Origin of the sequence: Micromonospora sp. NPDC047134, assembly GCF_040643455.1 — a bacterium.
In the GTDB taxonomy this organism is placed as follows: domain Bacteria; phylum Actinomycetota; class Actinomycetes; order Mycobacteriales; family Micromonosporaceae; genus Micromonospora.
Window position 1 is genome coordinate 143,060 of the sequence record NZ_JBEYUI010000013.1, and the last position, 22,946, is coordinate 166,005.

24 protein-coding genes are annotated in these 22,946 nt (G+C 71.7%); 10 read left to right on the plus strand and 14 right to left on the minus strand.

The window, feature by feature from the left end; all coding sequences use genetic code 11:
- The first annotated feature begins 118 nt into the window (after nucleotides 1-118).
- Nucleotides 119-1,294 (plus strand): hypothetical protein, encoded by a 1,176-nt coding sequence (locus ABZ795_RS17600; RefSeq protein ID WP_327022081.1) that lies wholly within the window; start codon nucleotides 119-121, stop codon nucleotides 1,292-1,294.
- Between the two features lie 133 nt (nucleotides 1,295-1,427).
- Here the strand turns inward: ABZ795_RS17600 and dxs are convergent, their stop codons facing one another.
- From dxs to ABZ795_RS17615, 3 genes are all read right to left on the minus strand, one after another.
- On the minus strand, nucleotides 1,428-3,377 hold the full coding sequence (gene dxs / locus ABZ795_RS17605) for a 1-deoxy-D-xylulose-5-phosphate synthase (protein ID WP_357531112.1): 1,950 nt from the start codon (nucleotides 3,375-3,377) through the stop codon (nucleotides 1,428-1,430).
- A gap of 97 nt (nucleotides 3,378-3,474) precedes the next feature.
- The gene (locus ABZ795_RS17610; RefSeq protein ID WP_357531145.1) at nucleotides 3,475-4,734 is read right to left on the minus strand and encodes a TRAM domain-containing protein; all 1,260 of its coding nucleotides are present in this window, start codon (nucleotides 4,732-4,734) and stop codon (nucleotides 3,475-3,477) included.
- Between the two features lie 5 nt (nucleotides 4,735-4,739).
- Entirely contained in the window at nucleotides 4,740-6,812 is a 2,073-nt protein-coding gene (locus ABZ795_RS17615) for an APC family permease (RefSeq protein ID WP_357531113.1), read from the minus strand.
- A gap of 155 nt (nucleotides 6,813-6,967) precedes the next feature.
- Between ABZ795_RS17615 and ABZ795_RS17620 the strand changes: the two genes are divergently transcribed.
- Together ABZ795_RS17620 and ABZ795_RS17625 are read left to right on the plus strand one after the other, a co-directional pair.
- Nucleotides 6,968-7,630, plus strand: a complete 663-nt coding sequence (locus tag ABZ795_RS17620; protein WP_327022084.1) for a TrkA family potassium uptake protein — start codon at nucleotides 6,968-6,970, stop codon at nucleotides 7,628-7,630.
- 2 nt (nucleotides 7,631-7,632) lie between these two features.
- Nucleotides 7,633-8,322, plus strand: coding sequence for a TrkA family potassium uptake protein (locus tag ABZ795_RS17625; protein WP_357531114.1), 690 nt, complete (start codon nucleotides 7,633-7,635; stop codon nucleotides 8,320-8,322).
- Between the two features lie 24 nt (nucleotides 8,323-8,346).
- Here ABZ795_RS17625 and ABZ795_RS17630 read toward each other — a convergent pair whose 3' ends face one another.
- The 4 genes from ABZ795_RS17630 to dut form a co-directional block, all read right to left on the minus strand.
- The gene (locus tag ABZ795_RS17630) at nucleotides 8,347-9,030 is read right to left on the minus strand and encodes a DUF3159 domain-containing protein (protein WP_357531115.1); all 684 of its coding nucleotides are present in this window, start codon (nucleotides 9,028-9,030) and stop codon (nucleotides 8,347-8,349) included.
- Between the two features lie 76 nt (nucleotides 9,031-9,106).
- On the minus strand, nucleotides 9,107-9,487 hold the full coding sequence (locus tag ABZ795_RS17635) for an OB-fold nucleic acid binding domain-containing protein (RefSeq protein WP_327022087.1): 381 nt from the start codon (nucleotides 9,485-9,487) through the stop codon (nucleotides 9,107-9,109).
- A 144-nt stretch (nucleotides 9,488-9,631) separates the two neighbouring features.
- The gene (locus ABZ795_RS17640) at nucleotides 9,632-10,291 is read right to left on the minus strand and encodes a DUF3710 domain-containing protein (RefSeq protein ID WP_357531116.1); all 660 of its coding nucleotides are present in this window, start codon (nucleotides 10,289-10,291) and stop codon (nucleotides 9,632-9,634) included.
- Nucleotides 10,288-10,818 (minus strand): dUTP diphosphatase, encoded by a 531-nt coding sequence (dut, locus tag ABZ795_RS17645; RefSeq protein ID WP_327022089.1) that lies wholly within the window; start codon nucleotides 10,816-10,818, stop codon nucleotides 10,288-10,290. Before dut ends, ABZ795_RS17640 begins: the two co-directional genes overlap by 4 nt.
- 84 nt (nucleotides 10,819-10,902) lie before the next feature.
- On the opposite strand from dut, the gene ABZ795_RS17650 reads away from it, so the two are divergent.
- Nucleotides 10,903-11,391: a DUF3093 domain-containing protein gene (locus ABZ795_RS17650; RefSeq protein WP_357531117.1), complete on the plus strand. Its 489-nt coding sequence runs from the start codon at nucleotides 10,903-10,905 to the stop codon at nucleotides 11,389-11,391.
- A 134-nt stretch (nucleotides 11,392-11,525) separates the two neighbouring features.
- Here ABZ795_RS17650 and ABZ795_RS17655 read toward each other — a convergent pair whose 3' ends face one another.
- Both ABZ795_RS17655 and ABZ795_RS17660 read right to left on the minus strand, forming a co-directional pair.
- Nucleotides 11,526-12,344: a hypothetical protein gene (locus ABZ795_RS17655; RefSeq protein WP_357531118.1), complete on the minus strand. Its 819-nt coding sequence runs from the start codon at nucleotides 12,342-12,344 to the stop codon at nucleotides 11,526-11,528.
- A 208-nt stretch (nucleotides 12,345-12,552) separates the two neighbouring features.
- Nucleotides 12,553-12,849, minus strand: a complete 297-nt coding sequence (locus tag ABZ795_RS17660) for a DUF4193 domain-containing protein (RefSeq protein WP_007075406.1) — start codon at nucleotides 12,847-12,849, stop codon at nucleotides 12,553-12,555.
- A 421-nt stretch (nucleotides 12,850-13,270) separates the two neighbouring features.
- Between ABZ795_RS17660 and ABZ795_RS17665 the strand changes: the two genes are divergently transcribed.
- Nucleotides 13,271-13,786, plus strand: coding sequence for a LytR C-terminal domain-containing protein (locus tag ABZ795_RS17665; RefSeq protein WP_357531119.1), 516 nt, complete (start codon nucleotides 13,271-13,273; stop codon nucleotides 13,784-13,786).
- Nucleotides 13,787-13,933: 147 nt separating this feature from the next.
- On the opposite strand, the gene ABZ795_RS17670 is transcribed toward ABZ795_RS17665, so the two are convergent.
- Nucleotides 13,934-14,749 (minus strand): inositol monophosphatase family protein, encoded by an 816-nt coding sequence (locus ABZ795_RS17670; RefSeq protein ID WP_327022093.1) that lies wholly within the window; start codon nucleotides 14,747-14,749, stop codon nucleotides 13,934-13,936.
- Nucleotides 14,750-15,033: 284 nt separating this feature from the next.
- On the opposite strand from ABZ795_RS17670, the gene ABZ795_RS17675 reads away from it, so the two are divergent.
- Together ABZ795_RS17675 and ABZ795_RS17680 are read left to right on the plus strand one after the other, a co-directional pair.
- On the plus strand, nucleotides 15,034-16,647 hold the full coding sequence (locus tag ABZ795_RS17675; RefSeq protein ID WP_357531120.1) for an RNA polymerase sigma factor: 1,614 nt from the start codon (nucleotides 15,034-15,036) through the stop codon (nucleotides 16,645-16,647).
- A gap of 243 nt (nucleotides 16,648-16,890) precedes the next feature.
- A complete protein-coding gene (locus ABZ795_RS17680) occupies nucleotides 16,891-17,124 on the plus strand; it encodes a hypothetical protein (protein ID WP_073835435.1) in 234 nt (77 codons plus the stop codon).
- Between the two features lie 201 nt (nucleotides 17,125-17,325).
- Here the strand turns inward: ABZ795_RS17680 and ABZ795_RS17685 are convergent, their stop codons facing one another.
- From ABZ795_RS17685 to ABZ795_RS17695, 3 genes are all read right to left on the minus strand, one after another.
- Nucleotides 17,326-19,056, minus strand: coding sequence for a DEAD/DEAH box helicase (locus ABZ795_RS17685; RefSeq protein ID WP_357531121.1), 1,731 nt, complete (start codon nucleotides 19,054-19,056; stop codon nucleotides 17,326-17,328).
- A 188-nt stretch (nucleotides 19,057-19,244) separates the two neighbouring features.
- On the minus strand, nucleotides 19,245-19,898 hold the full coding sequence (locus ABZ795_RS17690) for a trimeric intracellular cation channel family protein (protein ID WP_357531122.1): 654 nt from the start codon (nucleotides 19,896-19,898) through the stop codon (nucleotides 19,245-19,247).
- Between the two features lie 28 nt (nucleotides 19,899-19,926).
- Nucleotides 19,927-20,145 carry a DUF3039 domain-containing protein gene (locus ABZ795_RS17695; protein WP_327022098.1) on the minus strand — a complete coding sequence of 73 codons (219 nt, stop codon included), beginning with the start codon at nucleotides 20,143-20,145 and terminating at the stop codon, nucleotides 19,927-19,929.
- Nucleotides 20,146-20,237: 92 nt separating this feature from the next.
- On the opposite strand from ABZ795_RS17695, the gene ABZ795_RS17700 reads away from it, so the two are divergent.
- Both ABZ795_RS17700 and ABZ795_RS17705 read left to right on the plus strand, forming a co-directional pair.
- On the plus strand, nucleotides 20,238-21,158 hold the full coding sequence (locus ABZ795_RS17700; RefSeq protein ID WP_327022099.1) for a pseudouridine-5'-phosphate glycosidase: 921 nt from the start codon (nucleotides 20,238-20,240) through the stop codon (nucleotides 21,156-21,158).
- A gap of 4 nt (nucleotides 21,159-21,162) precedes the next feature.
- Entirely contained in the window at nucleotides 21,163-22,092 is a 930-nt protein-coding gene (locus tag ABZ795_RS17705; RefSeq protein ID WP_357531123.1) for a PfkB family carbohydrate kinase, read from the plus strand.
- A gap of 92 nt (nucleotides 22,093-22,184) precedes the next feature.
- Here the strand turns inward: ABZ795_RS17705 and ABZ795_RS17710 are convergent, their stop codons facing one another.
- A complete protein-coding gene (locus ABZ795_RS17710) occupies nucleotides 22,185-22,541 on the minus strand; it encodes a DUF3099 domain-containing protein (RefSeq protein ID WP_327022101.1) in 357 nt (118 codons plus the stop codon).
- A gap of 105 nt (nucleotides 22,542-22,646) precedes the next feature.
- Here ABZ795_RS17710 and ABZ795_RS17715 point away from each other — a divergent pair, with 105 nt between their 5' ends.
- The gene (locus ABZ795_RS17715) at nucleotides 22,647-22,946 is read left to right on the plus strand and encodes a hypothetical protein (RefSeq protein ID WP_357531124.1); all 300 of its coding nucleotides are present in this window, start codon (nucleotides 22,647-22,649) and stop codon (nucleotides 22,944-22,946) included.

Consider the following 22,946-nt stretch of genomic DNA (forward strand, 5'->3'; position numbering starts at 1 on the left):
CCACGACGCAGCGTGAGGCGGGGGAAAGCGTCGGGGTGACATCTCGTACTATTGCCCTCCGACACGACGACCGACGCGATCGGGGGCGTAACAGGTGGGTCCAGTCCGCTGGCGCGGCTTGACGGCCACCGGCCTGTCGGCACTGTTGGTCACCGTCGCCGCCTGTGGTCCCGTGGCCGAGCGCCGACCGCAGGACCTGCGGGTCGGCTACGACAGCCAGGACGGTTCGCTGACCGTCTGGCCCCCGCGCGGCTCGCTGATCGAGGACCCTGCGGCGACCGCCGCGGTGACCCGGGCGGTACGCGACTGGCGTTCCCCCGTCGATGATCGGGTGCATGTGCCGTCCTCCGGCATCCTCTACTCCGGTCAGGTCGACGGCGCTCCGCTGGCCCTGGTCGCCGCCTCGGTGCCCGGTCAGGCCGCCTCCTGGCTCCTGCAACTGACCGGTGACGGCGAGGGGTACCAGGTCAGCCACGCCACCGAGTACACCGATCCCGGCTACCTCGTCTACTCCGACGTACTGCCGGTGCAGGCCGCCGACCGGCGGCGCTACTTCACCTCCGAACGGGTCCGCCGGCTGGTCGGCCCCCAGGGCAAGGTGCTGCCGGTCACCGAGGGCCTCACCGACCCGGTGGAGGTGCCGGCATGCCGCGCGGTGGCGGTGTCGGCCACCCTACGGTCCACCACCTCCCTGCCTCGGGGTCGTTCTGCCGACCGGCTGCTCGATCTCGGCACCGGCATCACGGCACCCCGGTACCCGCTGGTCCGCGACGAGAGCGGCTCCGGACGACGGGCGCTGGCCGACCTGGACACCTGCCAACTGGCCGGGTCGGAGGGTCCCTTCGGCAGCATGACCCGGCGGGTAGGGGACCGGAACTCCCCCGACTCCGTACCGGCCTCCTGGCCCAAGACGAAGCTGGCCGTCCGTACCCTCGGCGAGGTGGCCCTCGACGGAGGCCAACCGGCCGAGTTGGAGCAACTGACCTGGGAGACCGCCGACGGCACGATGAGCGCGGTGGTCTACCGACCGGCCGACGACGCTCCGGTGGTGTTCTCCCCCGCCGACTGGACCAATGCCCTGCAGGTCTACGAACTGCCGGTGCCCGGGCACCCGTTGGTCGTGCTCAGCTGGCGATCCACCAAGGACACCAACCTGTCCGTGCCCCCCGGCACGGTCCGCCTGGTCGACCGTCCCGGTCTGGTCGTGGCGCCACTGCCCGAGCGCCGTCAGACCTTCAGCCTCGCCGCTGAGGACAAGACCCACTACCGCACCGCCGGCTCCACCCGCCGCTGACCAACCCGCCAGCCCCAGGTCGCTGACCGGGTGGAGAGCTACGGGTGGAACCGGCCCCGGGGAGATCCGCAGGGCCGGTTCACCTGAGCGACGAGTCGACCTGGCTGAGTGGCTGGGTCGATCGGCGGGTGGATCAGTTGTGGGTGGGGGTGTTGTCGGCTACCGGCAACGGCTCCACGGTCTGGGTGTCCAGGCGGGAGATCCAGCCGGTGACGTCGCGGGCGACATCCTGGGCGGTCAGGCCCAGGTCGGCGAGGATCTGGGCACGGGAGCCGTGCGGGTGCCAGGCGGCCGGCACCCCCAGGTCGCGCAGCGGCACCTGGACGTCGGCGTCGCGCATGGCCTGGGCCAGGCCGTCACCGACACCACCGACCCGGACACCGTCCTCGACGGTGACCACCAGGCGGTGCCGGGCGGCCAGCTCGACCAGTTCGGCCGGGATCGGACGGACCCAGCGGGGGTCGACCACGGTGACCCCGTAGCCCTGCTCGGCCAGCCGGGCGGCGACCTCCATGCCCATCTGACCGAAGGAACCGACCGCCACCAGCAGTACGTCCGCCCGGTCCGACTCGGTCAGCACGTCCACCGTGCCGATGCGCCGCACGGCGGGCAGGTCGGCCGCGACCGCGCCGGTCGGGTAGCGCAGCACGGTGGGGCCGTCGTCGACGGCGACCGCCTCGCGCAGCTCCTCGCGCAGGGTGGCGGCGTCGCGGGGGGCGGCCATCCGCAGGCCGGGCACCACGCCGAAGACCGACATGTCCCAGATGCCGTAGTGGCTGGGCCCGTCCGGGCCGGTGATGCCGGCCCGGTCCAGCACGAAGGTGACCGGCAGCTTGTGCATCGCCACGTCCAGCAGGACCTGGTCGAAGGCCCGGTTGAGGAAGGTCGCGTAGACCGCCACCACCGGGTGCAGCCCACCGAGGGCCAGCCCGGCCGCCGAGGTGGCCGCGTGCTGCTCGGCGATGCCCACGTCGTACACCCGCTGCGGGTACTTGCGGGCCAGCTTCGCGATCCCGGTCGGCTCGGCCATCGCGGCCGTGATGCCGACCACGTCGGGCCGCTCGTCGGCGATCTTGACCAGCTCGTCGGCGAAGACGTTCGTCCACTTCACCGACGGTGCGGCGGTGGCCTTGCCGGTGGCGATGTCGAAGGCACCGGGGCCGTGGAAGCAGTCCGCCTCGTCCTCCTCGGCGGGGCGGTAGCCGTAGCCCTTGCGGGTCACCGCGTGCACGATCACCGGGCCGCCGAAGTTCTTCGCCGCGCGCAGCGCGGTCTCGACCGCAGGAACGTCGTGTCCGTCGACCGGGCCTACGTACTTGATGCCGAGGTCCTCGAACATCGCCTGCGGGGCGACCGCGTCCTTGATGCCCCGCTTGACCGCGTGCAGCACCTCGTACATCGGCTTGCCGACCAGCGGGGTCGAGCCGAGGGCGTCCTTGACCGTGTCGAGGACCTTCTCGTAGCCGGGGTTGAGCCGCAGGGTCGACAGGTGGTCGGCGAGCCCGCCGATGGTCGGGGCGTACGAGCGGCCGTTGTCGTTGACGACGATCACCAGGGGGTTGCCGGCGGAGGCGATGTTGTTCAGGGCCTCCCAGCACATGCCGCCGGTCAGGGCCCCGTCGCCGACCACGGCCACCACGCTGCGGGCCTCGCCGCGCAGGGCGTACGCCTTGGCCAGCCCGTCGGCGTACGACAGGGCGGTGGAGGCGTGCGAGTTCTCGATGATGTCGTGCTCGCTCTCGGCCTGGCTGGGGTAGCCGGAGAGCCCGCCGCGCTGGCGAAGCTGGTCGAAGCCGTCCTGCCGACCGGTGATGATCTTGTGAACGTACGCCTGGTGGCCGGTGTCGAACAGCAGCCGGTCACGGGGAGAGTCGAAGACCCGGTGCAGGGCCAGGGTGAGTTCCACCACACCCAGGTTGGGGCCGATGTGCCCGCCGGTACGCGACACCTTGGCGACCAGGAAGTCACGGATCTCGGCGGCGAGGTTGTCCAGCTCGGTGCCCGACATCCGCCTCACGTCCTGCGGACCGTGCACCCTGGCCAGCAGCCGGCCCTGGTTGGCCGTGTCCTCTTCAGCACTCATGACCGCAGAGTCTATCGGCCTTCGCCCGCCTCGCAGCGCGGTCACCGCAGCGGGGCCCCGGGGAGGAGACCCGCGCCACCCACCCGAACAGGGGTTCTCACTTCGGGGACAGCAGTCCGACCAACTCCACATGCTGGGTCATCGGAAACAGGTCGTACCCCCGCAAGGCGGACAGCTCCCAGCCCAGCTCGGTGAAGACCCGCAGGTCCCGGGCGAAGGCGGCCGGGTCGCAGGCCACGTACGCCACCGCCCGGGGCCCGGCGGCGACCAGCTCGCGCACCACCCGCGCCCCCGCGCCGGCGCGCGGCGGGTCGAGCACCACCACGTCCACCGGTGCGGTGATCCGGCGCCGGGCCAGGGCGGTCTCCACCCGGGCCGCCACCACCTCCACCTGAGCCAGGTCCCGCAGGTTCTCCCGGGCCGCGCCGACCCCGTCGCCGGCCGCCTCCACCAGGGTCACCCGGCCGGTCTCGCCGACCCGGGCTGCCAGGGCCGCGGCGAACAGCCCGGCCCCGCCGTAGAGGTCCCAGACCCGCTCCCCCGGCCCCGGCCCGGTCAACTCCAGCACCGCGGCGACCAGGGTGTCCGCGGCGGCGGGATGGACCTGCCAGAAGGACGAGGCGGGCAGAATCCAGTCCCGGCCCGCGGCCTGTTCCCGGACCCGCTCCGGGCCGCTGATCCGCCGGGTACGCCCCGCTGTGGAGGCCGTCACGGTCACGTCGCCGCCGGTGGAGGCGACCACCTCCACCGCATCGTCGTCGGGCCACCTGGTGCCGCTGGAGGTGAGCACCGGCCGGTCCTGGATGGCCGGGTGGGCGATCAGGCACCGGTCGATCGGCACCACCTCGTGCGAGCGGTGCTTCAGCAGACCCGCCCGACCCGCCGCGTCGACCGCGTACCGGACCCGGGATCGCCAGCCGAGCGGGCCGCCGGGCAGGGCCTCGACCCGGACCGCCAGGGCGTCGCACCCGGCCTCGTCGAGACCACCGAGGCGGATCAGCTGCTCCCGTACCACCTCGGTCTTCCAGCGCAGCTGGGCGGGCACCGCGACATGTTGCAGGTCGCAGCCCCCACAGCGTCCCGGCCGGGCGTACGGGCAGGGTGGCTCGACCCGGTCCGGGGAGGGCTCCAGCACCCGTACCGCGTCGGCCCGGACGAAGCCCCGGTGCACCTCGGTGACCTCGGCCACCACCCGCTCGCCGGGCAGGGCGTGCCGGACGAAGACCACCTGACCCTCGACCCGGGCCACGCAGTGCCCGCCGGGAGCCACCGCCGCCACGGTCAACTCGACCTGCTCGGCCTCGGTCAGCCCGCTACGACCGTCGGCCGTGTCGGACCGCTGCCCCGGGAGGGTCATCTCGTTCACCGTGTCTCTCCGTTCGACGACTGCTGGCCCGGCCCGGAGGACGCGGGATCCACCGGCGGGATGGTCGGTGGCAGGGTGCTGCGGGGCACCGCCCGGGGACCCCGGACCGGCCCCCTACCCAGGGTGGCGTCCATCCGGTCGAGATCCTTGCCGGCGGTCGAGGCGAGCTGCCACGGCACGCTGGTGACCATCACCCCCGGCTCGAACAGCAGCCGGCCCTTGAGCCGCAACGCGCTCTGGTTGTGCAACAGGTTCTCCCACCAGCGCCCGACGACGTACTCCGGGATGAAGACCGTGACCACGTCGCGCGGCGAGGCCCGGCGGACCCCGGCCACGTAGTGCAGGATCGGGCGGGTGATCTCCCGGTACGGGGAGTCGATCACCGTCAGCGGGATCGGTACGTCCCGGCGTTCCCACTCGGTCTGCAACTGCCGGGTGTCGACGTCGTCCACATTGACGGTCACCGCGGTCAGGGTGTCCGGCCGGGTTGCCTGGGCGTACGCCACGGCCCGCAGGGTGGGCTGGTGCAGCTTGCTGACCAGCACGATCGCGTGGTTGCGGGCCGGCAGCACCGGTCGCCCGTCGTCCGGTGCCAACTCGACGGCCACCCGGTCGTAGTGCCGACGGATGGCCAGCATCAGCAGGTAGATCACGCCCATCGCGACGATGGCGATCCAGGCGCCCAGCAGGAACTTCGTGATCAGCACGATGACCAGCACCGCACCGGTCATCACCATGCCGAAGGTGTTGATCGCCCGGGACCTGATCATCCGGCGGCGCAGCTGCGGATCCCGCTCGGTACGCAGATGCCGGTTCCAGTGCCGGATCATGCCGGCCTGGGAGAGGGTGAACGAGACGAACACCCCGACGATGTAGAGCTGGATCAGCTTGGTCACCTCGGCCTGGAACCCGACGATCAGCACGATCGCGAAGGCGGCCAGGAAGAGGATGCCGTTGGAGAAGGCCAGCCGATCGCCTCGGGTGTGCAGTTGCCGGGGCAGGTAGCGGTCCTGGGCCAGGATCGACCCGAGGACCGGGAAGCCGGTGAAGGCCGTGTTGGCGGCCACGAACAGGATCGTGGCGGTCACCCCGACGACCAGGAACATCAGCACCGAACCGGAGCCGAAGATCGTCTCGCCGAGCTGGGCGGTGACGGTCTTCTGCACGTATCCCTCGGGGCCGGAGACGATCTGGTGGCCGGGGTCCTCGACGAACTGCAACCCGGTCAGCCGGGCCAGCCACACGATGCCGACCAGCATGGTCACCGCTACCAGACCCAGCATCAGCAGGGTGGTGGCGGCGTTGCGGCTCTTGGGCGCCTTGAAGGCCGGCACCCCGTTGGAGATGGCCTCCACCCCGGTCAGGGCGGCACAGCCGGAGGAGAAGCTGCGCAGCAGCAGGAAGGCCATGGCCCAGCCGGTGGTGTCGTGCCACTCGGCGGCGATGACCAGGTCGGCGCTGGGGGCCCGCAGGTCCTCACCGAGCACCACGATGCGGACCAGCCCGGTCAGGATCATGCCGACGATCACGATCATGAATCCGTAGGTGGGGATGGCGAAGGCGCTGCCCGCCTCCTTGAGCCCCCGCAGGTTGACCGCGGTCAGCAGGACCACCGCGCTGACCGCGATGAGCACCTTGTGGGTGGCGACGAAGGGGATCACCGAGCCGAGGTTGGCCACCCCGGAGGAGACCGACACGGCGACCGTCAGCACGTAGTCGACCAGCAGGGCGCTGGCCACCCCCACCCCGGCCCGGGGGCCCAGGTTGACCGTGGCCACCTCGTAGTCGCCACCGCCGGAGGGGTAGGCGTGCACGTTCTGCCGGTAGCTGGCCACCACGGTCAGCATCACCACGACCACCCCGAGGGCCACCCAGGGCGAGAAGACGAAGGCCGAGGCTCCCGCGATGGAGAGCATCAGCAGGATCTCGTCCGGGGCGTACGCGACGCTGGACAGCGCGTCCGAGGCGAAGACGGGCAGCGCTATGCGCTTCGGCAGAAGGGTGTGCTTGAGCCGGTCGGACCGGAATGGTCGACCGACGAGCAGCCGCTTCAGCAGGGTTCGGGCCACGGTCGCCAAGCGTACGACCGCCCTCGGCAACCTCGTCGTCCTGCACCGCCGGTGAGGGCACTGCGGGGGTCGAAGGCCGGCGGAGTAGCGTCGGTCTCCGCCTGACGTCACGACGTGGCAGGCTCGCGGTGACGGGCGCACCTTGGGAGGGCGGCGTGCATATCGTGATCATGGGGTGTGGCCGGGTCGGCTCGACCCTGGCGCAGAGCCTCCAGTCCCGCGGGCACTCGGTGGCGGTGATCGACCAGGACGCCGACGCCTTCCGCCGACTGGGGCCCGACTTCGCCGGCACCACGGTCACCGGGGCGGGATTCGACGGTGAGGTGCTGCGCCAGGCCGGCATCGAGCGGGCGGACGCCTTCGCCGCCGTCTCCAGCGGGGACAACTCCAACATCATCTCGGCGCGGTTGGCCCGGGAGACCTTCGGTGTGTCCCGGGTGGCGGCCCGCATCTACGACCAGCGGCGGGCGCAGGTCTACGAGCGCCTCGGCATCCCCACGGTGGCGACCGTGCGCTGGACCGCCGACCGGATGCTGCGACACCTGCTGCCGGAGGGCAACGTGGAGATCTTCCGCGACCCGACCAGCACGGTGTCGATCATCGAGGTGCCGGTGCACAAGGACTGGATCGGGCACCGGGTGCAGCGCCTGGAACAGGCCACCGGGGCCCGGGTTGCCTACCTGCTGCGGTTCGGCATCGGCACCCTGCCCACCGCCTCCAGCGTGGTGCAGGAGGGTGATCAGATCTTCATGCTGGTCACCGACGACATGGTGGCCACGGTCACCGAGATCGCGGCGGCCCCGGACGGAGGGCAGTGATCATGCGAGTCGCCATCGCGGGTGCCGGCAACGTGGGCCGCTCCATCGCCCAGGAGTTGATCGAGAACGGCCACCAGGTGATGCTGATCGAGCGGCAGCCCCGGATGCTGCGGCCCGAACGGGTACCGCAGGCCCAGTGGGTGCTGGCGGACGCCTGCGAGCTGACCAGCCTGGAGGAGGCCGACCTGGCCGGCTGCGACGTGGTGGTCGCGGCGACCGGCGACGACAAGGCCAATCTGGTGGTCTCCCTGCTGGCCAAGACCGAGTTCGCGGTCCCCCGGGTGGTCGCCCGGATCAACCGGGCCGAGAACGAGTGGTTGTTCACCGAGCAGTGGGGGGTGGACGTCGCGGTCAGCAAGCCCCGGGTGATGGCCGCCCTGGTCGAGGAGGCCGTCACGGTGGGCGACCTGGTACGGCTGATGACCTTCCGCCAGGGTGAGGCCAACCTGGTCGAGATCACCCTGCCGCCGACCGCGCCGCATGTCGGTCAGCCGTTGCGTGCGGTGCCGCTGCCCCGCGACGCCGCCCTGGTGGCGATCCTGCGCGGCAAGCGGGTGCTGGTGCCCAGCCCGGACGATCCGATCGAGGTCGGCGACGAGCTGATCTTCGTCTGCACGGCCGAGATGGAGGACGCGGTACGCGCGGTGATCCTCGGTCCGGACAGCGTCGAACGCACCCGGGAGTCGCGGTGAGGGGTGAGGGTGCCCCCGTGTCGGTCAGCTACCGGCCAGCGGCACCGGCTCGGCCTGCCGGGTGACCCGGCGTACCGTCCAGACCGTGATCAACAGCAGCATCACGTACGGCGGGTAGCCCAACGCCAGGCGGGCCACCCCTAGAGCAGTGTCCTGCTCGGCCAGGTAGAGCGCGGCCTGCACCCCCACCTTGGCCAGCCACACCACTCCCCAGAGCACGGTCAGCCCGGTGAAGGTCCGGACCAGCTTCGGGTCCTCCCGCCAGGCGGAGCTGCCCTTGGCCACCAGCACCGACCAGAGCCAACCGACCAGGGGCTGACGGATCGCGGCCGAGACCAGCAGAGCCAGCCCGTAGCCGATGCCGTAGAGGATGCCGGGCAGGTAGAAGTCCCGGGCCTCACCGGTCCGCCAGGCGATCGCGGCGCCGATGCCGATGCCGAACAGCCCGTTGACGGCGTGCCGTACGGGCTTGCGCTGCGCCAGCCGCAGCCCACCGATGAGCACCGCCACACCGACCGAGGCGATCACCGCGGGTCGCAGCGAACCGACGACGTTGACCACCACGAAGACCACGACCGGGATGCTGGACTCGACCAGCCCTCGCCAGCCGCCGAGCTGGTCGGCCATCTGCTCGGCGACGGTGGGCAGCCGCTCCTCGTCGTCGGCTCCACTGGTCGGTTGGGTGGCCGGTTGCTGTCCGGTGGTCATCGCCCGCCTTTCCGGCAGAATCGTGGCTGTCGTGCCGGGGTTTCCGGACAGTCTCTCATCCTCCGGGTCACGGACGTCACGTCGATGGCTCCAACTCGTAGTACGGGTTGTAGATCACCTTACGGTCGTCACGCAGCGCGACCCGTCCCCGCGCGGTCAGGTGTCGTCCCGGCTCGATCCCGGTGATGTGCCGTCGGCCCAGCCAGACCAGGGTGACGACATCGCTGCCGTCGTAGAGGTCCGCCTCCAGCGCCGGCTGGTTGGTCCGAGGGGTGTAGACGACCGTACGCAGCCGCCCGGCGACGGAGACCAGCTGACCGCGTACGCACTGGGTCACCGGCACCCCGCCGCAGCGGGCACTCTCCTGCCGCAACAACTGGGCCTCGATCTCGGCCTCACTGGCGGTGAGCCGGCGCAGCATCCGCCGCAGCGAACCCTGCCCCTCCTCGGTCGTCATGAACTCCGCGTCACCCTTCCCGAACCGGCCGGCCCACGCCGACACCGGGCCGCTCCCAGCAGAACGGGAGGGCCCCACGCCAGCGTACGCCGACGTGAGGCCCTCCCGGTGCTGACGATTGCGCGCCCGCCGGACGGACCCGGCTCAGTTCGCGCCGGGCGCCGGTGCGCCTTCCGAGGCCGCCGCGGCCTGCTCAGCCGCCTCGCCCGCCTCGCGCGGCAGCCGCAGCGGCAGCGGTTCGCGTACCGGCTTGGCCTCGATGCCGCGGTCGACCACCAGCCCCTCCATGCACCGGGCCAGGGCTCCGGCCGCGTCCGGGTTGGTCGCCGCCTCGCCCTGGTAGACCGCGCGGACCATCCAGCGGGGCCCGTCGACCCCGACGAACCGCAGATCGGTCAGGCCCTCCTCGGTGCGCACCCGGGCCCGCAGCTCGGTGCCGTACTCGCCGGTCACCTCCTGGGCGGCGGCGCCGTCGTTGAACAGCGACTGCCGGATCTCCTCGCGCACCTCATCCCAGATGCCCTCGCTGCGGGGGGCGGCGAAGACCCCGAGTTGCAGGGCGCTCTGCCCGTGCACCAGGACGACCTGCTGGATCACCCCCTGCGGGTCGGCCTGCACCCGCACCTCGACGTCGGGCACCGCCGGGATCTGGAGGCTGCCCAGGTCCAGCCGCTGCACCCCGGCAGGGGCCTCGGTGACGTCGTACGGCCCGCGCGCCGGGGCCGCCTCGACGGTCTCCGGCGCCTCGACGGTCCGCTCGTCACTGGCGTGCCGCCCCGTGGCCCGCTTCCGCGAGAAGATCACTGTGTCCACCTTCCGCTGTTCACACTCACCGTGCCCTCTCCTCCGTCCGCGCCGTCGGCCGCCGGTGGCGGCACCAGAGCGACGTGTCCGCCGGTGGACCCGTGCCCGCCGCCTCCGCGTCCGGACTCGGGCAGCTCGGCCACCGGTTGGAAGGCCGCCCGTTCCACCCGTTGCACAACGAGTTGCGCGATCCGGTCGCCCCGGGAGATCTTCACTGGCACAGCCCGATCATGGTTGATCAGGTTGACCAGGATCTCACCCCGGTAGCCGGCGTCGACCGTACCGGGCGCGTTGAGCACGGTCACGCCGAGTCTGGCCGCCAGCCCCGAACGGGGATGAACCAGGCCCACGTACCCCTCCGGCAGCGCGATCGCCACGCCGGTGGGTACCAGGGCCCGACCGCCGGGCGGCAACTCGACGTCCGCGGCCGCCACCAGGTCGGCACCGGCGTCGCCGGGATGGGCGTACGCCGGCAGCGGCAGCTCGGGGTCGAGCCGGCGGACCAGCACGGGCACCACGTCGGTCACGGTTGCCTCTTTCGTCTTCTGCACGGAGGTGACCCTGCCATCCTGCCCGGTACCCCGGCGGCCACGCGCCGTACCCTGGTATGAGTGAGCGTGTCACCCTCCCCCACCGATGCGGCTACCCGGGCGTACGCCGAACGGCTCAGCCTGCCCTGGTGGTTGTGGCTGGCCGGGCTGGCCGCCACCGGCCTGCTGGCGGTGGAGCTGTGGATGGGCGCGACCGGGGTACGGGCCTGGCTGCCCTTCGTGGTGCTGCTGCCCGCCGCCGTCGCCGCACTGACCTGGCTGGGCAGGATCAGGATCGCGGTGACCGACGGGGAGTTCCGGGTCGACGACGCCCGGCTACCGGCCCGGTTCGTCGCCGAGGTCATCGCGTTGGACGCCGACGGGCGCCGTGAGGTGCTCGGGGTGGGGGCCGACCCGCTGGCCTTCGTGGTCCAGCGGCCCTGGATCTCCGGCGCGGTGCAGGTGGTCCTGGACGATCCGGACGACCCCACCCCCTTCTGGGTGGTCAGCACCCGCCATCCGGTAGCCCTGGCCGAGGCCCTGCTGGCCGCCCGCGACGCCAGCCGCTGACCGCCCCAGCGCCCCGCTACACCGCCACGATCCCGCCGGAGCGCTCCGGTGGCCAGAGGTCGGGTAACGGCGTTCAGGAGCCAGCTGACGGCGGCCAAGGACCGGGTGGCCGCGACCAGGGCCGGGTGACGGCGTCAGGGGCCGGGCAGGGCGGGCGGGGTGCCGGGGAGTGCAGGCGGGGCCGGTGGGGTGTCCGGCAGGCTGCGCCGCTGCCGACGCAGGTCGGTGCGGAGCTGGTCGGCCAGGGTGCGGGTGGCCCGCCGGTTCAGGTAGCTCGCCACGGCCGCGCCGGTGAGGAAGGGTCCCAGGGTGGTCAGGTTCCGGCCGAAGCGCTTGAGCAGGGTGTCCCGCAGCTCCCGTCGGGCGGCCGTGCCGAGGACTGCGCCGATGCCCACCCCGGGCACCATCGGGTTGACCCCGCGTTGGTTGGCCCAGGCCTGGAGCAGCGCGACGGTGCGCTGGGCACCCCCGGCGGGCAGCGGGGCCCGGTAGATCTCGTGCAGCTCCCCGGTCAGCTTCAGCTCGATGGCCACCACGGCCACGGTCTCCGCGGCGAGCAGGACCGGCGCGGAGAGCAGGCTGGGGGTGACCGTCCACTGCACCGCCGAGGCGCCCCCGCCGGCCGCACCGACACCGGCGGTCGCCCTGGCGGCATTGCGTACCAGCCGATCGGCCAGCGCCTCGTCGTCCAGGTCGGGGAAGTGTCGGCGCAGGGTGGCCAGGTCACGGATCGGCACGTGCGGGGCGATCTCGGCGACCACCTCGGTCATCCAGCGCAGCGCCGTCCTCGGCTTGAACAGCCCGCCGACCCCACGGGCCCGGGCCTGCCGGACCAGGCGCCCCAGCAACTGACGTCGCCGGGCCGGCTCGATCTCGTCGGCGGTCAGCGCCGCGACCGTCGTACCGAGCTCGTCGGCGCCCTCGCCGTCGATGCCCGCGCTCCACTCGCTCATGCCGACGCTCCGGTCGACGCCCGCTCGCGCCACCGCCGTACGCCGATGGTTCGTTCCCTCACTGCCCGACCTCCCCGACCGACGGCCGCCGGCGCGACGGCCACCCTTTACGAGTGAAGCAGGTCGATCGGCGCGGCGCTCGCCGAGCCGGGCAGCGGCGGCTCCCCTGGGAAGCCGCCGCCGTGCGGTGATGGTGTCGGATCGTCGGTCAGACGCACTCGCGGCAGATCAGCTCGCCGTTGCGCTCGACCGCCAGTTGGCTGCGGTGGTGCACGAGGAAGCAGCGAGCACAGCGGAACTCGTCCTGCTGCATCGGCAGCACCTTGACCGTCAACTCCTCGTCGGCCAGGTCAGCACCGGGCAACTCGAAGCTCTCAGCCACTTCGGCCTCGTCGACGTCCACGGCGCCCGACTGCGAGTCGACACGCCGGGCCTTCAGCTCTTCCAGGCTGTCCTCGCCGAGGTCGACCTCGTCCCGGCGCGGAGCGTCGTAGTCGGTGGCCATCGGTTTCACTCTCCCATTTCGATGTTGTCGCTTCCGGTTGTAACGCCGGACGACGCTGTTTCGGTTCCGCTGGCCGGCCACCGCTAGTGTCGGCCACCCGACCCGACGACCGCTCGGGCCGGGCCGCCCGGAAGAATCTCCCGGCGAGCGCGGAACCCTACCCCCCCTTTGGGCGAGGCATGTATACCGCCCTTGTGGCTGAGATGTACGCCCCTGCACGGGAAGTTGTTCCCAATGTGACTCAGGCGACACGAAGATAGGGGTAGTACTACCCGGTTCTCGGGTGGCGCGCCGGTATGTCGGACTGTTTCCACGCGACGGTCGGACAGCGGTTAACCTCAGCGGCGTACCAGACGGCCCGACCGTCGACGTCCGCCGCCACCCATCACTGTCCGGGAGCACCCTGATGAGTTTCGCGCGAGTGCGAGCACTCGTAATCGTCGGCATGCTGGCGGTGATCGCCCTGGTCTTCGTCGTGGTCGCGGTGGTCCGGGACACCCAGAGCAACGCCGGTGCCGCCGAGGGCTGCCCCGCGGACTGGCCCCGCGCCGACGTGACCCTGCGCGACCACAAGGACGTCAAGATCCGGGTGTTCAACGGCACCGACCGCCCCGGGTTGGCCTCCAGCGTCGGCGACGACTTCCGCAACCGCGACTTCCAGGTGGAAAAGGAAGCAAACGAGAAGAAGCAGATCGACGAGGTCGCGGTGCTGCGTTACGGCCCGAAGGGGGTCGGATCCGCCCATCTGCTGCGAGCCTACTTCCTCGGCAACGCCGAGCTGGAGTACGACGCCAAGCGCCCGGACGATGTCGTCGACGTCGTGCTCGGCAACGAGTTCCAGCAGTTGGCCACCACCACCGAGGTCAACCAGTCCATCGGTGACCTGGGTGCCCCGGTCGCTCCGCCCGGTTCCTGCCCGATGCCGGTCGACAACTGACTCCGGCCGCCGGGCCGCTCGAATCCCGTGACGTGGACAGCACCCTTGGCCGTACGGACCGACATCATCGACCGCACGGCCAGATCCCGACTCGTCCGGCCGGGCGACACCGAGGCCCCGGGCCGGTTCGGCGAGGGTCGTACGGGCTCAGGGGCCCCCGTCGGCGTCCAGTTCGACCAGGCGGTCGTGCAGCGGGGTGAAGAGCGCCGCCGGCGCGGCGAGGACCATGTCCGGGCCGGGGGCCCGCCCCCGCAGGCCACCTACCCGCAGACCCGCCTCCGTGGCGACCAGCGCCCCGGCCGCCTGATCCCAGGCGGCCAGCCCCTTCTCGAAGTACGCGTCGGCCCGCCCCTCGGCCACCAGGCAGAGGTCGATGGCGGCCGCACCGAGTCGGCGGATGTCCCGTACCTGCGAAATCAACTCGGCCACCACCCGGGCCTGATGGGCCCGACGGGCCGGGTCGTAGCCGAATCCGGTGATCACCAGGGTCTGTCCCAGGTCGGTCTCGGCGGAGCAACGCAGCCGCCGGCCGGCCCGCCAGGCCCCGCCGCCGAGGGTGGCGGTCCACTCCTCGCCGGTGTGGATGTTGCGCACCACACCGGCCACCACCTGGCCCTCGACCTCGGCGGCGATCGACACCGCGGAATGCCCCAGCCCGTACAGGTAGTTGATCGTGCCGTCGATGGGATCCACGATCCAGCGCACCTGGGCGGTGGCGTCGCCGGGGGCCGCCGCGCCGTACTCCTCGCCCAACATGGCGTCGTCCGGCCGCAGCCGCCGCAGGGCCTCGCTGATCTGGCGCTCGACGGCCCGGTCGGCGGCGGTCACCACGTCGGTGACGGTGCTCTTGGTCGCGGCGACGGAGACCCCCTCGGAGCGCATCCGGGAGGCGGTGTCGGCGGCCTCCCGGGCCACCTCGACCGCGATTTCCAACAGTTCCTGCGCCGCCGGGCGATCCATCATCCGTCCCCTTCCCGCACGGCCGGGTATCCGGGTCGCACGCGGGTATCATCCTTACAAACTCCACAAGCGCACCGAATCGGCGGCCCCGGCCGTCGTTCAGCCGTGCGGCGCAGGATGATCGCCGCAGACGGCGTTACAATTCACCCCTGCCCACGCGCCACGGACGACCGAACGACCGGTCGGCCGGGGACACGGGGGTTCCTCAACCACATCGCCCGGCACGGTGCACCACTCTGCGCCGGACGATCCGGCCGTGCTCGCTCTTCGCCTCCGGAAGGTCATTCGTGACAGAACCCCGCCAGACCGGCGCCGACGTTCGCTCGCTCACCGACACCCTGATCGCCCACGCGCAGAGCGCCGGCGGCCAGCTCACGTCGGCCCAGCTCGCGCGCACCGTCGAGTCCGCCGAGGTGACTCCGGCCCAGGCCAAGAAGATCCTGCGGGCGCTCTCCGAGGCTGGAGTGACCGTGGTGGTCGACGGCTCGGCCAGCACCCGTCGCCGGGTTGCCGCCGCCCGCTCCGCGACCCCGGCGTCCCGTGCCACCACTGCCAAGACCACCAAGAAGGCGGCACCGGCCGCCCCGGCCGCCCCGAAGCAGGCGCCCGCCGCCGAGGAGGCCACCGCCCCGGCCCCCCGGAAGGCGACCTCCCGTAAGACCGGCACCACCGCCGAGGTGGCCGCCAAGGCTGCCGCTCCGGCCAAGAAGTCGACCCGGGCCACCAAGGCGACCGTGGCCGCCGCGAGCGCCGGGAAGCCCGCCAAGGCCGCCGGTAAGGCCAAGGGTGAGGGCGCCGAGGGTGACGTCGACCCCGAGGATCTCGCCGCCGAGATCGAGGACGTGGTGGTCGAGGAGCCGGCCGAGCTGGCTCAGGCGGCCGAGGCCGACGCGGCGAACTCCGCCAGCGACAACGACTTCGAGTGGGACGACGAGGAGTCCGAGGCCCTCAAGCAGGCCCGTCGGGACGCCGAGCTGACCGCCTCGGCCGACTCGGTCCGGGCGTACCTCAAGCAGATCGGCAAAGTCCCGCTGCTCAACGCCGAGCAGGAGGTGGAGCTGGCCAAGCGGATCGAGGCCGGGCTCTACGCCGCCGAGCGGCTGCGGGCGGCCGACGAGGGCGAGGAGAAGCTCGCCCGCGACATGCAGCGGGACCTGCTCTGGATCTCCCGGGACGGGGAGCGGGCCAAGAACCACCTGCTGGAGGCCAACCTCCGCCTGGTCGTCTCCCTCGCGAAGCGGTACACCGGTCGCGGCATGGCCTTCCTCGACCTCATCCAGGAAGGCAACCTCGGCCTCATCCGCGCCGTCGAGAAGTTCGACTACACCAAGGGCTACAAGTTCTCCACCTACGCCACCTGGTGGATCCGACAAGCCATCACCCGCGCCATGGCCGACCAGGCCCGCACCATCCGCATCCCGGTCCACATGGTCGAGGTGATCAACAAGCTGGGTCGGATCCAGCGCGAGCTGCTCCAGGACCTGGGCCGCGAGCCCACCCCGGAGGAGCTGGCCAAGGAGATGGACATCACACCGGAGAAGGTGCTGGAGATCCAGCAGTACGCCCGGGAGCCCATCTCGCTCGACCAGACCATCGGCGACGAGGGCGACAGCCAGCTCGGTGACTTCATCGAGGACTCGGAGGCCGTGGTGGCGGTCGACGCGGTCTCCTTCTCGCTGCTCCAAGATCAGCTCCAGCAGGTCCTCCAGACGTTGTCCGAGCGTGAGGCGGGTGTGGTACGCCTGCGGTTCGGCCTGACCGACGGGCAGCCGCGCACCCTGGACGAGATCGGCCAGGTCTACGGTGTGACCCGCGAACGCATCCGGCAGATCGAATCCAAGACCATGTCCAAGTTGCGACACCCGTCGCGTTCCCAGGTGTTGCGCGACTACCTCGACTGATCAGTAATCGTCAACTGATCGTGTCGTTTTGATCACCTGGCGTCAAGGCCGGGCGGTGATCAGGTGGTTGCGCGAATGTGATCGTTGACGTGACACCCGGGGTACCCGGCACACTGTCGGTGCCAGGTGTGACCTCGGTCCCCCGGGGGCACACAGGGAAGGCGAGACCCGGGATGGGTGTTGCACGATAGGTGACCAAGACCGAAGAGAGTGTTCATCGGTGACGACCAGAGGAGGAAGGCGATGACCCCGACCCTCACGCCGCCGCCCGAGACGGTGAGCCCCCCGGCCGCCGATGAACGGTGCGACCGCTGCAATGCCGCCGGCAAGCTCCGGATCACCCTCGCGGGCGGTAGTGAGCTGGTGTTCTGTGGACACCACGCCAACAAGTACGCCGAGGATCTTGTGAAGATCACCGTACGGTACGCGACGGACCCGGAGTTCTCCTGGCGCGGCGCCGACCTGATGGCCAACTGAGGATTCACAACCCGACATAAAGCGGCCGGAGGCATCCAGTGGATGCCTCCGGCCGCTTTCGTCATCCCCATCCCCACCGCGCCCCGTACCCCGGCGTTGTTGATCAAGAGGTTTGCGTCACGAGAACGCGGTTTCGTGACGCAAACCTCTTGATCAACATGGGCTGGGTGGTGGGCTTGGCCGGGGTGAGCGGGCGGGAGGTTAGAGGGTTTGGACGGTGGCTATGCGTTCTTCCAGTTGTTCGATGGTGGCCTGGGCGCTGGGAGGGCCGCCGCAGAGCCGGCGCAGCTCGGCGTGGATCTTGCCGTGCGGTTGGCCGGTACGGTGGTGACGGGCGGCCACCAGGGCGTTGAGTTGCCGGCGCAGGGCCACCCGGCGCTGGGCGGCGCTCATCGGGGCCGGTGGGGCCGCCACCGGAGCTGAGACCTCGGACTGCCGCTCGGCGGCGCGGCGGCGCCGGGCGGCCAGCTGCTCGGCCTGCCGCTTGGACAGCAGGGCGGCGACCTGGTCCGCGGTCAGCAGGCCCGGCAGCCCCAGGTACTCCTCCTCCTCCGGAGTGCCCGCCTGGGCGGCCGTGCCGAAGGAGGCACCGTCGAAGATCACCTGGTCCAGTTCGGCGGTGGCGGACAGGGCGGCGAAGCGCTTCTCCAACTCGCCGCTGGCCTGCTCGTCCCGTTGGGCCCGCTCCAGCAGGTCGTCGTCGAAGCCCTCCCGGTCCTTGGGCTTGCCGAGTACGTGGTCCCGCTCGGTCTCCATCTCGCTGGCCAGCCCGAGCAGGTGCGGCACGCTGGGCAGGAAGACCGAGGCGGTCTCCCCCGGCCGACGGGCCCGGACGAACCGGCCGATGGCCTGAGCGAAGTACAGGGGGGTGCTGGCACTCGTGGCGTACACCCCGACGGCCAGCCGGGGGATGTCCACCCCCTCGGAAACCATCCGCACCGCGACCAGCCAGCGTTGCTCAGAGGCCGCAAAGGTCGCGATCCGGGCCGAGGCACCCACGTCGTCGGAGAGCACCACGGCGGCCTTCTCCCCGGTCACCTGCTCGATGAGCTTGGCGTACGACCGGGCGGCCTGCTGGTCGGTGGCGATGACCAGCCCACCGGCGTCCGGCATGCCGGCCTCCCGGAGCACGCTCAGCCGGGCGTCGGCGGCCCGCAGCACCTGGGGCATCCAGTCACCGGCCGGGTCCAGGGCGGTACGCCAGGCCTGGGCGATGAGATCCTGCGTCATCGGCTCGCCCAGCCGGGCCGCCAACTCCTCACCGGCGTTGGTACGCCACCGGGTCTCCCCCGAGTAGGCCAGGAACAGCACCGGCCGAACCACGCCGTCGCGCAGGGCGTCGGAGTAGCCGTAGACCGAGTCGGCCCGGGAGCGCAGCAGACCGTCCTCGCCGCGCTCGTAGCTGACGAAGGGGATCGGATTGTCGTCCGAGCGGAACGGGGTACCGGTCAGCATCAGTCGGCGTACCGCGGGCTCGAAGGCGTTCTTCACCCCGTCGCCCCATGTACGGGAGTCGCCGGCGTGGTGGATCTCGTCCAGGATGACCACGGTCCGCCGGGTCATGGTGCGGCGCCGGTGCACCTGGGGGGCCATGCCGACCTGCGCGTAGGTGACCACCGCGCCGTGGAAGTCGGCCGAGGAGTGCAGGTCGGCGTTGCGGAAGGCGGCGTCCAGTTGGATGCCGACCCGGGCCGCGGCCTGCGCCCACTGGGTCTTCAGGTGCTCGGTCGGAGCGACCACCGTGACGGCCTCGACGGTGCCGTCGGCCAGCAGTTCGGCCGCGATCCGCAGGGCGAAGGTGGTCTTACCGGCGCCGGGGGTGGCGACCGCGGTGAAATCCTCGCTGCGCCGGCGCAGGTACTCCACCAGTGCCTTACGCTGCCAGGCCCGCAGGGGCGGGAAGGTCTCGAGCGCCGGCGTCCGGGCTGCCACGCGTTGGCTCCTCTCCGATGCGCACGATGGCCCGACCGCAGGCCGACGGACCGGGCCGAGGGGCAGGTCGGTCGCCCCATGAAAACGCCTCCGCGCGCCAGGGCCGCGAAGGCCGATTCAGCATAACCAGCACCGGCCCCGCGCCCCACTCGACGCCACACCGGGTGGTCCCCCGGTGGCGGGTCGCGCTAGTCCGGGGTCGGTCCGGGGGTGCCGGTGCGCGGTGGTCGCAGGGTCGCCACCGGCGCCGACCAGCGTCGTCGCAGGGCCACCAGGCGTACGCCGAAGACCAGGACCACCGCCGCGGTGAGCGGGGCCGGCCCGGTGTGGCCGAGAGTGTCCAGGAGCACCACCAGGATCGCCCCGGCCAGGGCGGCCACGGCGTAGATCTCCCGTCGCAGCACGACCGGGATCTCGGCGGTCAGCAGGTCGCGGCAAAGCCCACCACCGATGGCGGTGATCATGCCGATCAGACCGGCACCCACCGGGGGCACCTGGGCGTCCAGGGCCTTGAGGGTGCCGGCGACGGTGAACAGCCCCAGCCCGGCCGCGTCCAGCACCAGCACGGTGGTGCGGAGCCGGGCGAACTGGGGGTGCAGCCAGAAGATCGCCCCGGCGGTGACCGCGGCGGTGGTCGCGTACCGCCAGTCGGCGAAGGCCAGGGGCGGAACCTCGCCGATCACCAGGTCCCGGACGATCCCGCCACCGAGGGCGGCGACGAACCCGACGAAGACGACACCGAACAGGTCGAGCCGCTTGGCCACCGCCGCGGAGGCACCCGAGGCGGCGAAGACCGCGACTCCGGCCAGGTCGGCCAGGAGCAGGGCGGTGGAGGTGGTCACCGCCGCAGGTTACGCCGCCCGAGCAGGCTCACTCGGAGTACGAGTCGTAAATCTCCTTGCACTTCGGGCAGACCGGCGATCCCGGTTTGGGAGTCTTCGTCACCGGAAAGGTCTCTCCGCACAACGCCACGACGAAGGTGCCCATGACGGCACTTTCGGCGATCTTTTCCTTCCGGACGTAGTGGAACATCTCCGGACCGGTGTCGGCGTCCTTCAGTTCCGGACGCTCAAGGACCTGTGCGCTCACGTCTGCACCTCCGACCGTCAAGTCTTGCAGGTCCGCGTGGCCTCGGTCCACCTGAGGGTGACCTGCGTCGCTGGGCAGTACGGTGGGCAACCGTGACCAACTTTCATCTTCGCTACGGCACCGAGGTGGCCGAGGCGCTGCGCGAACGCCGTCCGGTGGTCGCCCTGGAAAGCACCATCGTCTCGCACGGCCTGCCCCGGCCGGACAATCTGACGGTGGCCCGTCAGATCGAGCAGGCGGTGCGGGACGCCGGCGCGGTGCCGGCCACCATCGGCATGGTCTCCGGTGAGGTGGTGGTGGGCCTCGATGACGCCGAGCTGACCCGGTTGGCCACCGCCGACGGCGTGACCAAGCTCTCCGTACGTGATCTGGCCGTGGCCGCGGCGACCGGCGCGGACGGTGCCACCACGGTGGCCGCGACGAGTGCCCTGGCCGCAGCGGCGGGGATCAGGGTGTTCGCCACCGGTGGGCTCGGCGGGGTGCACCGGGAGGCGGCGCAGACCTTCGACGAGTCGGCCGACCTGGTGGCCCTGGCCGCCACCCCGATCGCGGTGGTCTGCGCCGGGGTCAAGTCGATCCTCGACGTCGGCGCGACGCTGGAACGCCTGGAGACCCTGGGGGTGACCGTCGTCGGCTACCGCACCCGCCGTTTCCCGGGCTTCTTCATCACCGACGGCGGCTTCGACCTGGACTGGTCCGTCGACTCCCCGGAGTTGATCGCCGAGATCCTGGCCGCGCGCGAACAGCACGGCGTCCAGCACGGCGGCCTGGTGGTCGCCAACCCGCTGCCCACCGAGGAACAGCTGGATCCGCAACTGCACGACCGTACCCTCGCCGAGGGGCTGGCCCGGCTGGAGCGCGACGGGATCAGCGGCAAGGCCGTGACGCCGTACCTGCTGGCTCACTTCCACTCGGCCACCCAGGGCGCGAGCCTGGCGGTCAACGTCCGGATCATCCTGCGTAACGCCGACCTCGCCGCCCGCATCGCGGTCGCCGCCGCCCGCCGTGGGTGACACCGTGCCCTCCGACCCTGCGAGACCCGACCCGGCCGGTCAGGGCGGTCGGATCCTGGTAGTCGGTGACGTGATCACCGACGTGGTGGCGATGCTGGCCGGCCCGCTGGCGTCCGGCTCGGACACGGCGGCGGAGATCCGGTTCACCGGGGGCGGTCAGGCCGCCAACACGGCCGCCTGGCTGGCCGCCCAGGGGGTGCCGGTGACGCTCGTCGCCGCGGTCGGTGACGACGCCGCAGGGCGGGACCGGGTGGCGGAGTTGATCGCCGCTGGGGTGGACTGTGCCGTGGCCCGGATCGCCGGATGCCCCACCGGCACGGTGATCGTGCTGGCCGCAGGCGATGAACGCACCATGATCACCGAGCGTGGAGCTAACCTGCGGTTGACCCCGGAGCATGTCGAGCAGGCCCTGGCCGGGGCACCGGAGGCGACCCATCTGCACCTGTCCGGGTACGTCCTGCTGGACCCCGGTTCCCGACCGGCCGGGCTGCACGCGCTGGCCCTCGCCCGTCAGCAGGGCCTGACCACCAGCGTCGACGCGGCCTCCGCGGCACCCCTGCGGGCGGCCAGGGCGGCGGCCTTCCTGTCCTGGGTACGCGGGGTGGATGTGCTGCTGGTGAACACCGACGAGGCGGCCGTGTTGGCCGGCGGGCTGGATCCGGTGGCGCAGGGGCGGGCCCTGGCGGCCTCGGCCCGACGGGTGGTGGTCAAGCAGGGGGCGGCCGGCGCTACCTGGGTGGACCGGCAGCCGACGATCGTGGCCATTCCGGCGCGCCGGGTGGCGGTGACGGACGTGACCGGAGCCGGTGACGCCTTCGCCGCCGGGCTGCTGACCGCGTGGCTGGCCGGGGCACCGCCCCACGCCGCCCTGGAGCGGGCCACCCGCCTCGGTGCGGCGGCGGTCTCCCAGGTCGGCGCCCGCCCGAGCGACTGATCCGGCCGCGCGGTCCCGCGAGACAGACGACACCGCCCCCGTGGGCAGAACCGGTACCACGGGGGCGGTGGGCAGCACCGGCTACCCGGCCGTCAGGGCTCGCCGTCGATGATCTTGTGGGGTCGTTCCTCGGTGGTGAGACTCATCGCCGGGGCCTCGGTCGACCGGCCGGCCCGGAACCGGTTGGCCAGCCGGTGTCGCTCCTTCGGCGGGCGGTCGTTGGCGAGCAGCACCGCCAGCCAGGGGACGACCAGCATGCCCACCGCCAGCAGGGGCAACCAGAGCCAGAGCAGGGGTGTGCGGGCGCTGACCAGGATGGCACCGACGATCAGACAGGCCACCCGGATGCCCATCATCACGATGTAGCGCCGTTGCCGGGTGGTCAGTTGGTCGTCCTGGCTTCGCGAGGCGTCGGTGATGAGGATCGGTCGGTACGCCTGACGCTTCACCCTCTACCTCCTCGGGATTGTTCCCCATCCTGTCACTGCCACCGGCCCGCCGACGAGGATTGTCGGCCCCGGGATGCCGTGTTACGTGCGTGGTACGCTCTCGCCGTGGGCAGCCGGTTCAGCTTCACCGACGAGGCGTTGGCCAACCTGCGGGTCTACGACGTCACACCGGGGGAAGTCTGGGCGGCGCTGCACAGCGGTCGGCGAGTCATCCGCCACCTCGGCGACGACGTGATGGTGGTCTACGCCAGCACCGCCCAGGGGCGGCGGATCGCCGTACTGCTGGCCGAGGCCGACGGGGCCGACAACGACTGGGACGTCCTGTCCGCCCGCGAGTTGAGTGACATCGAGGCCAAGCGCTACGACGAGGCCGTACGAAGATCCCCGGAGAGCAGGAGGCGGTGA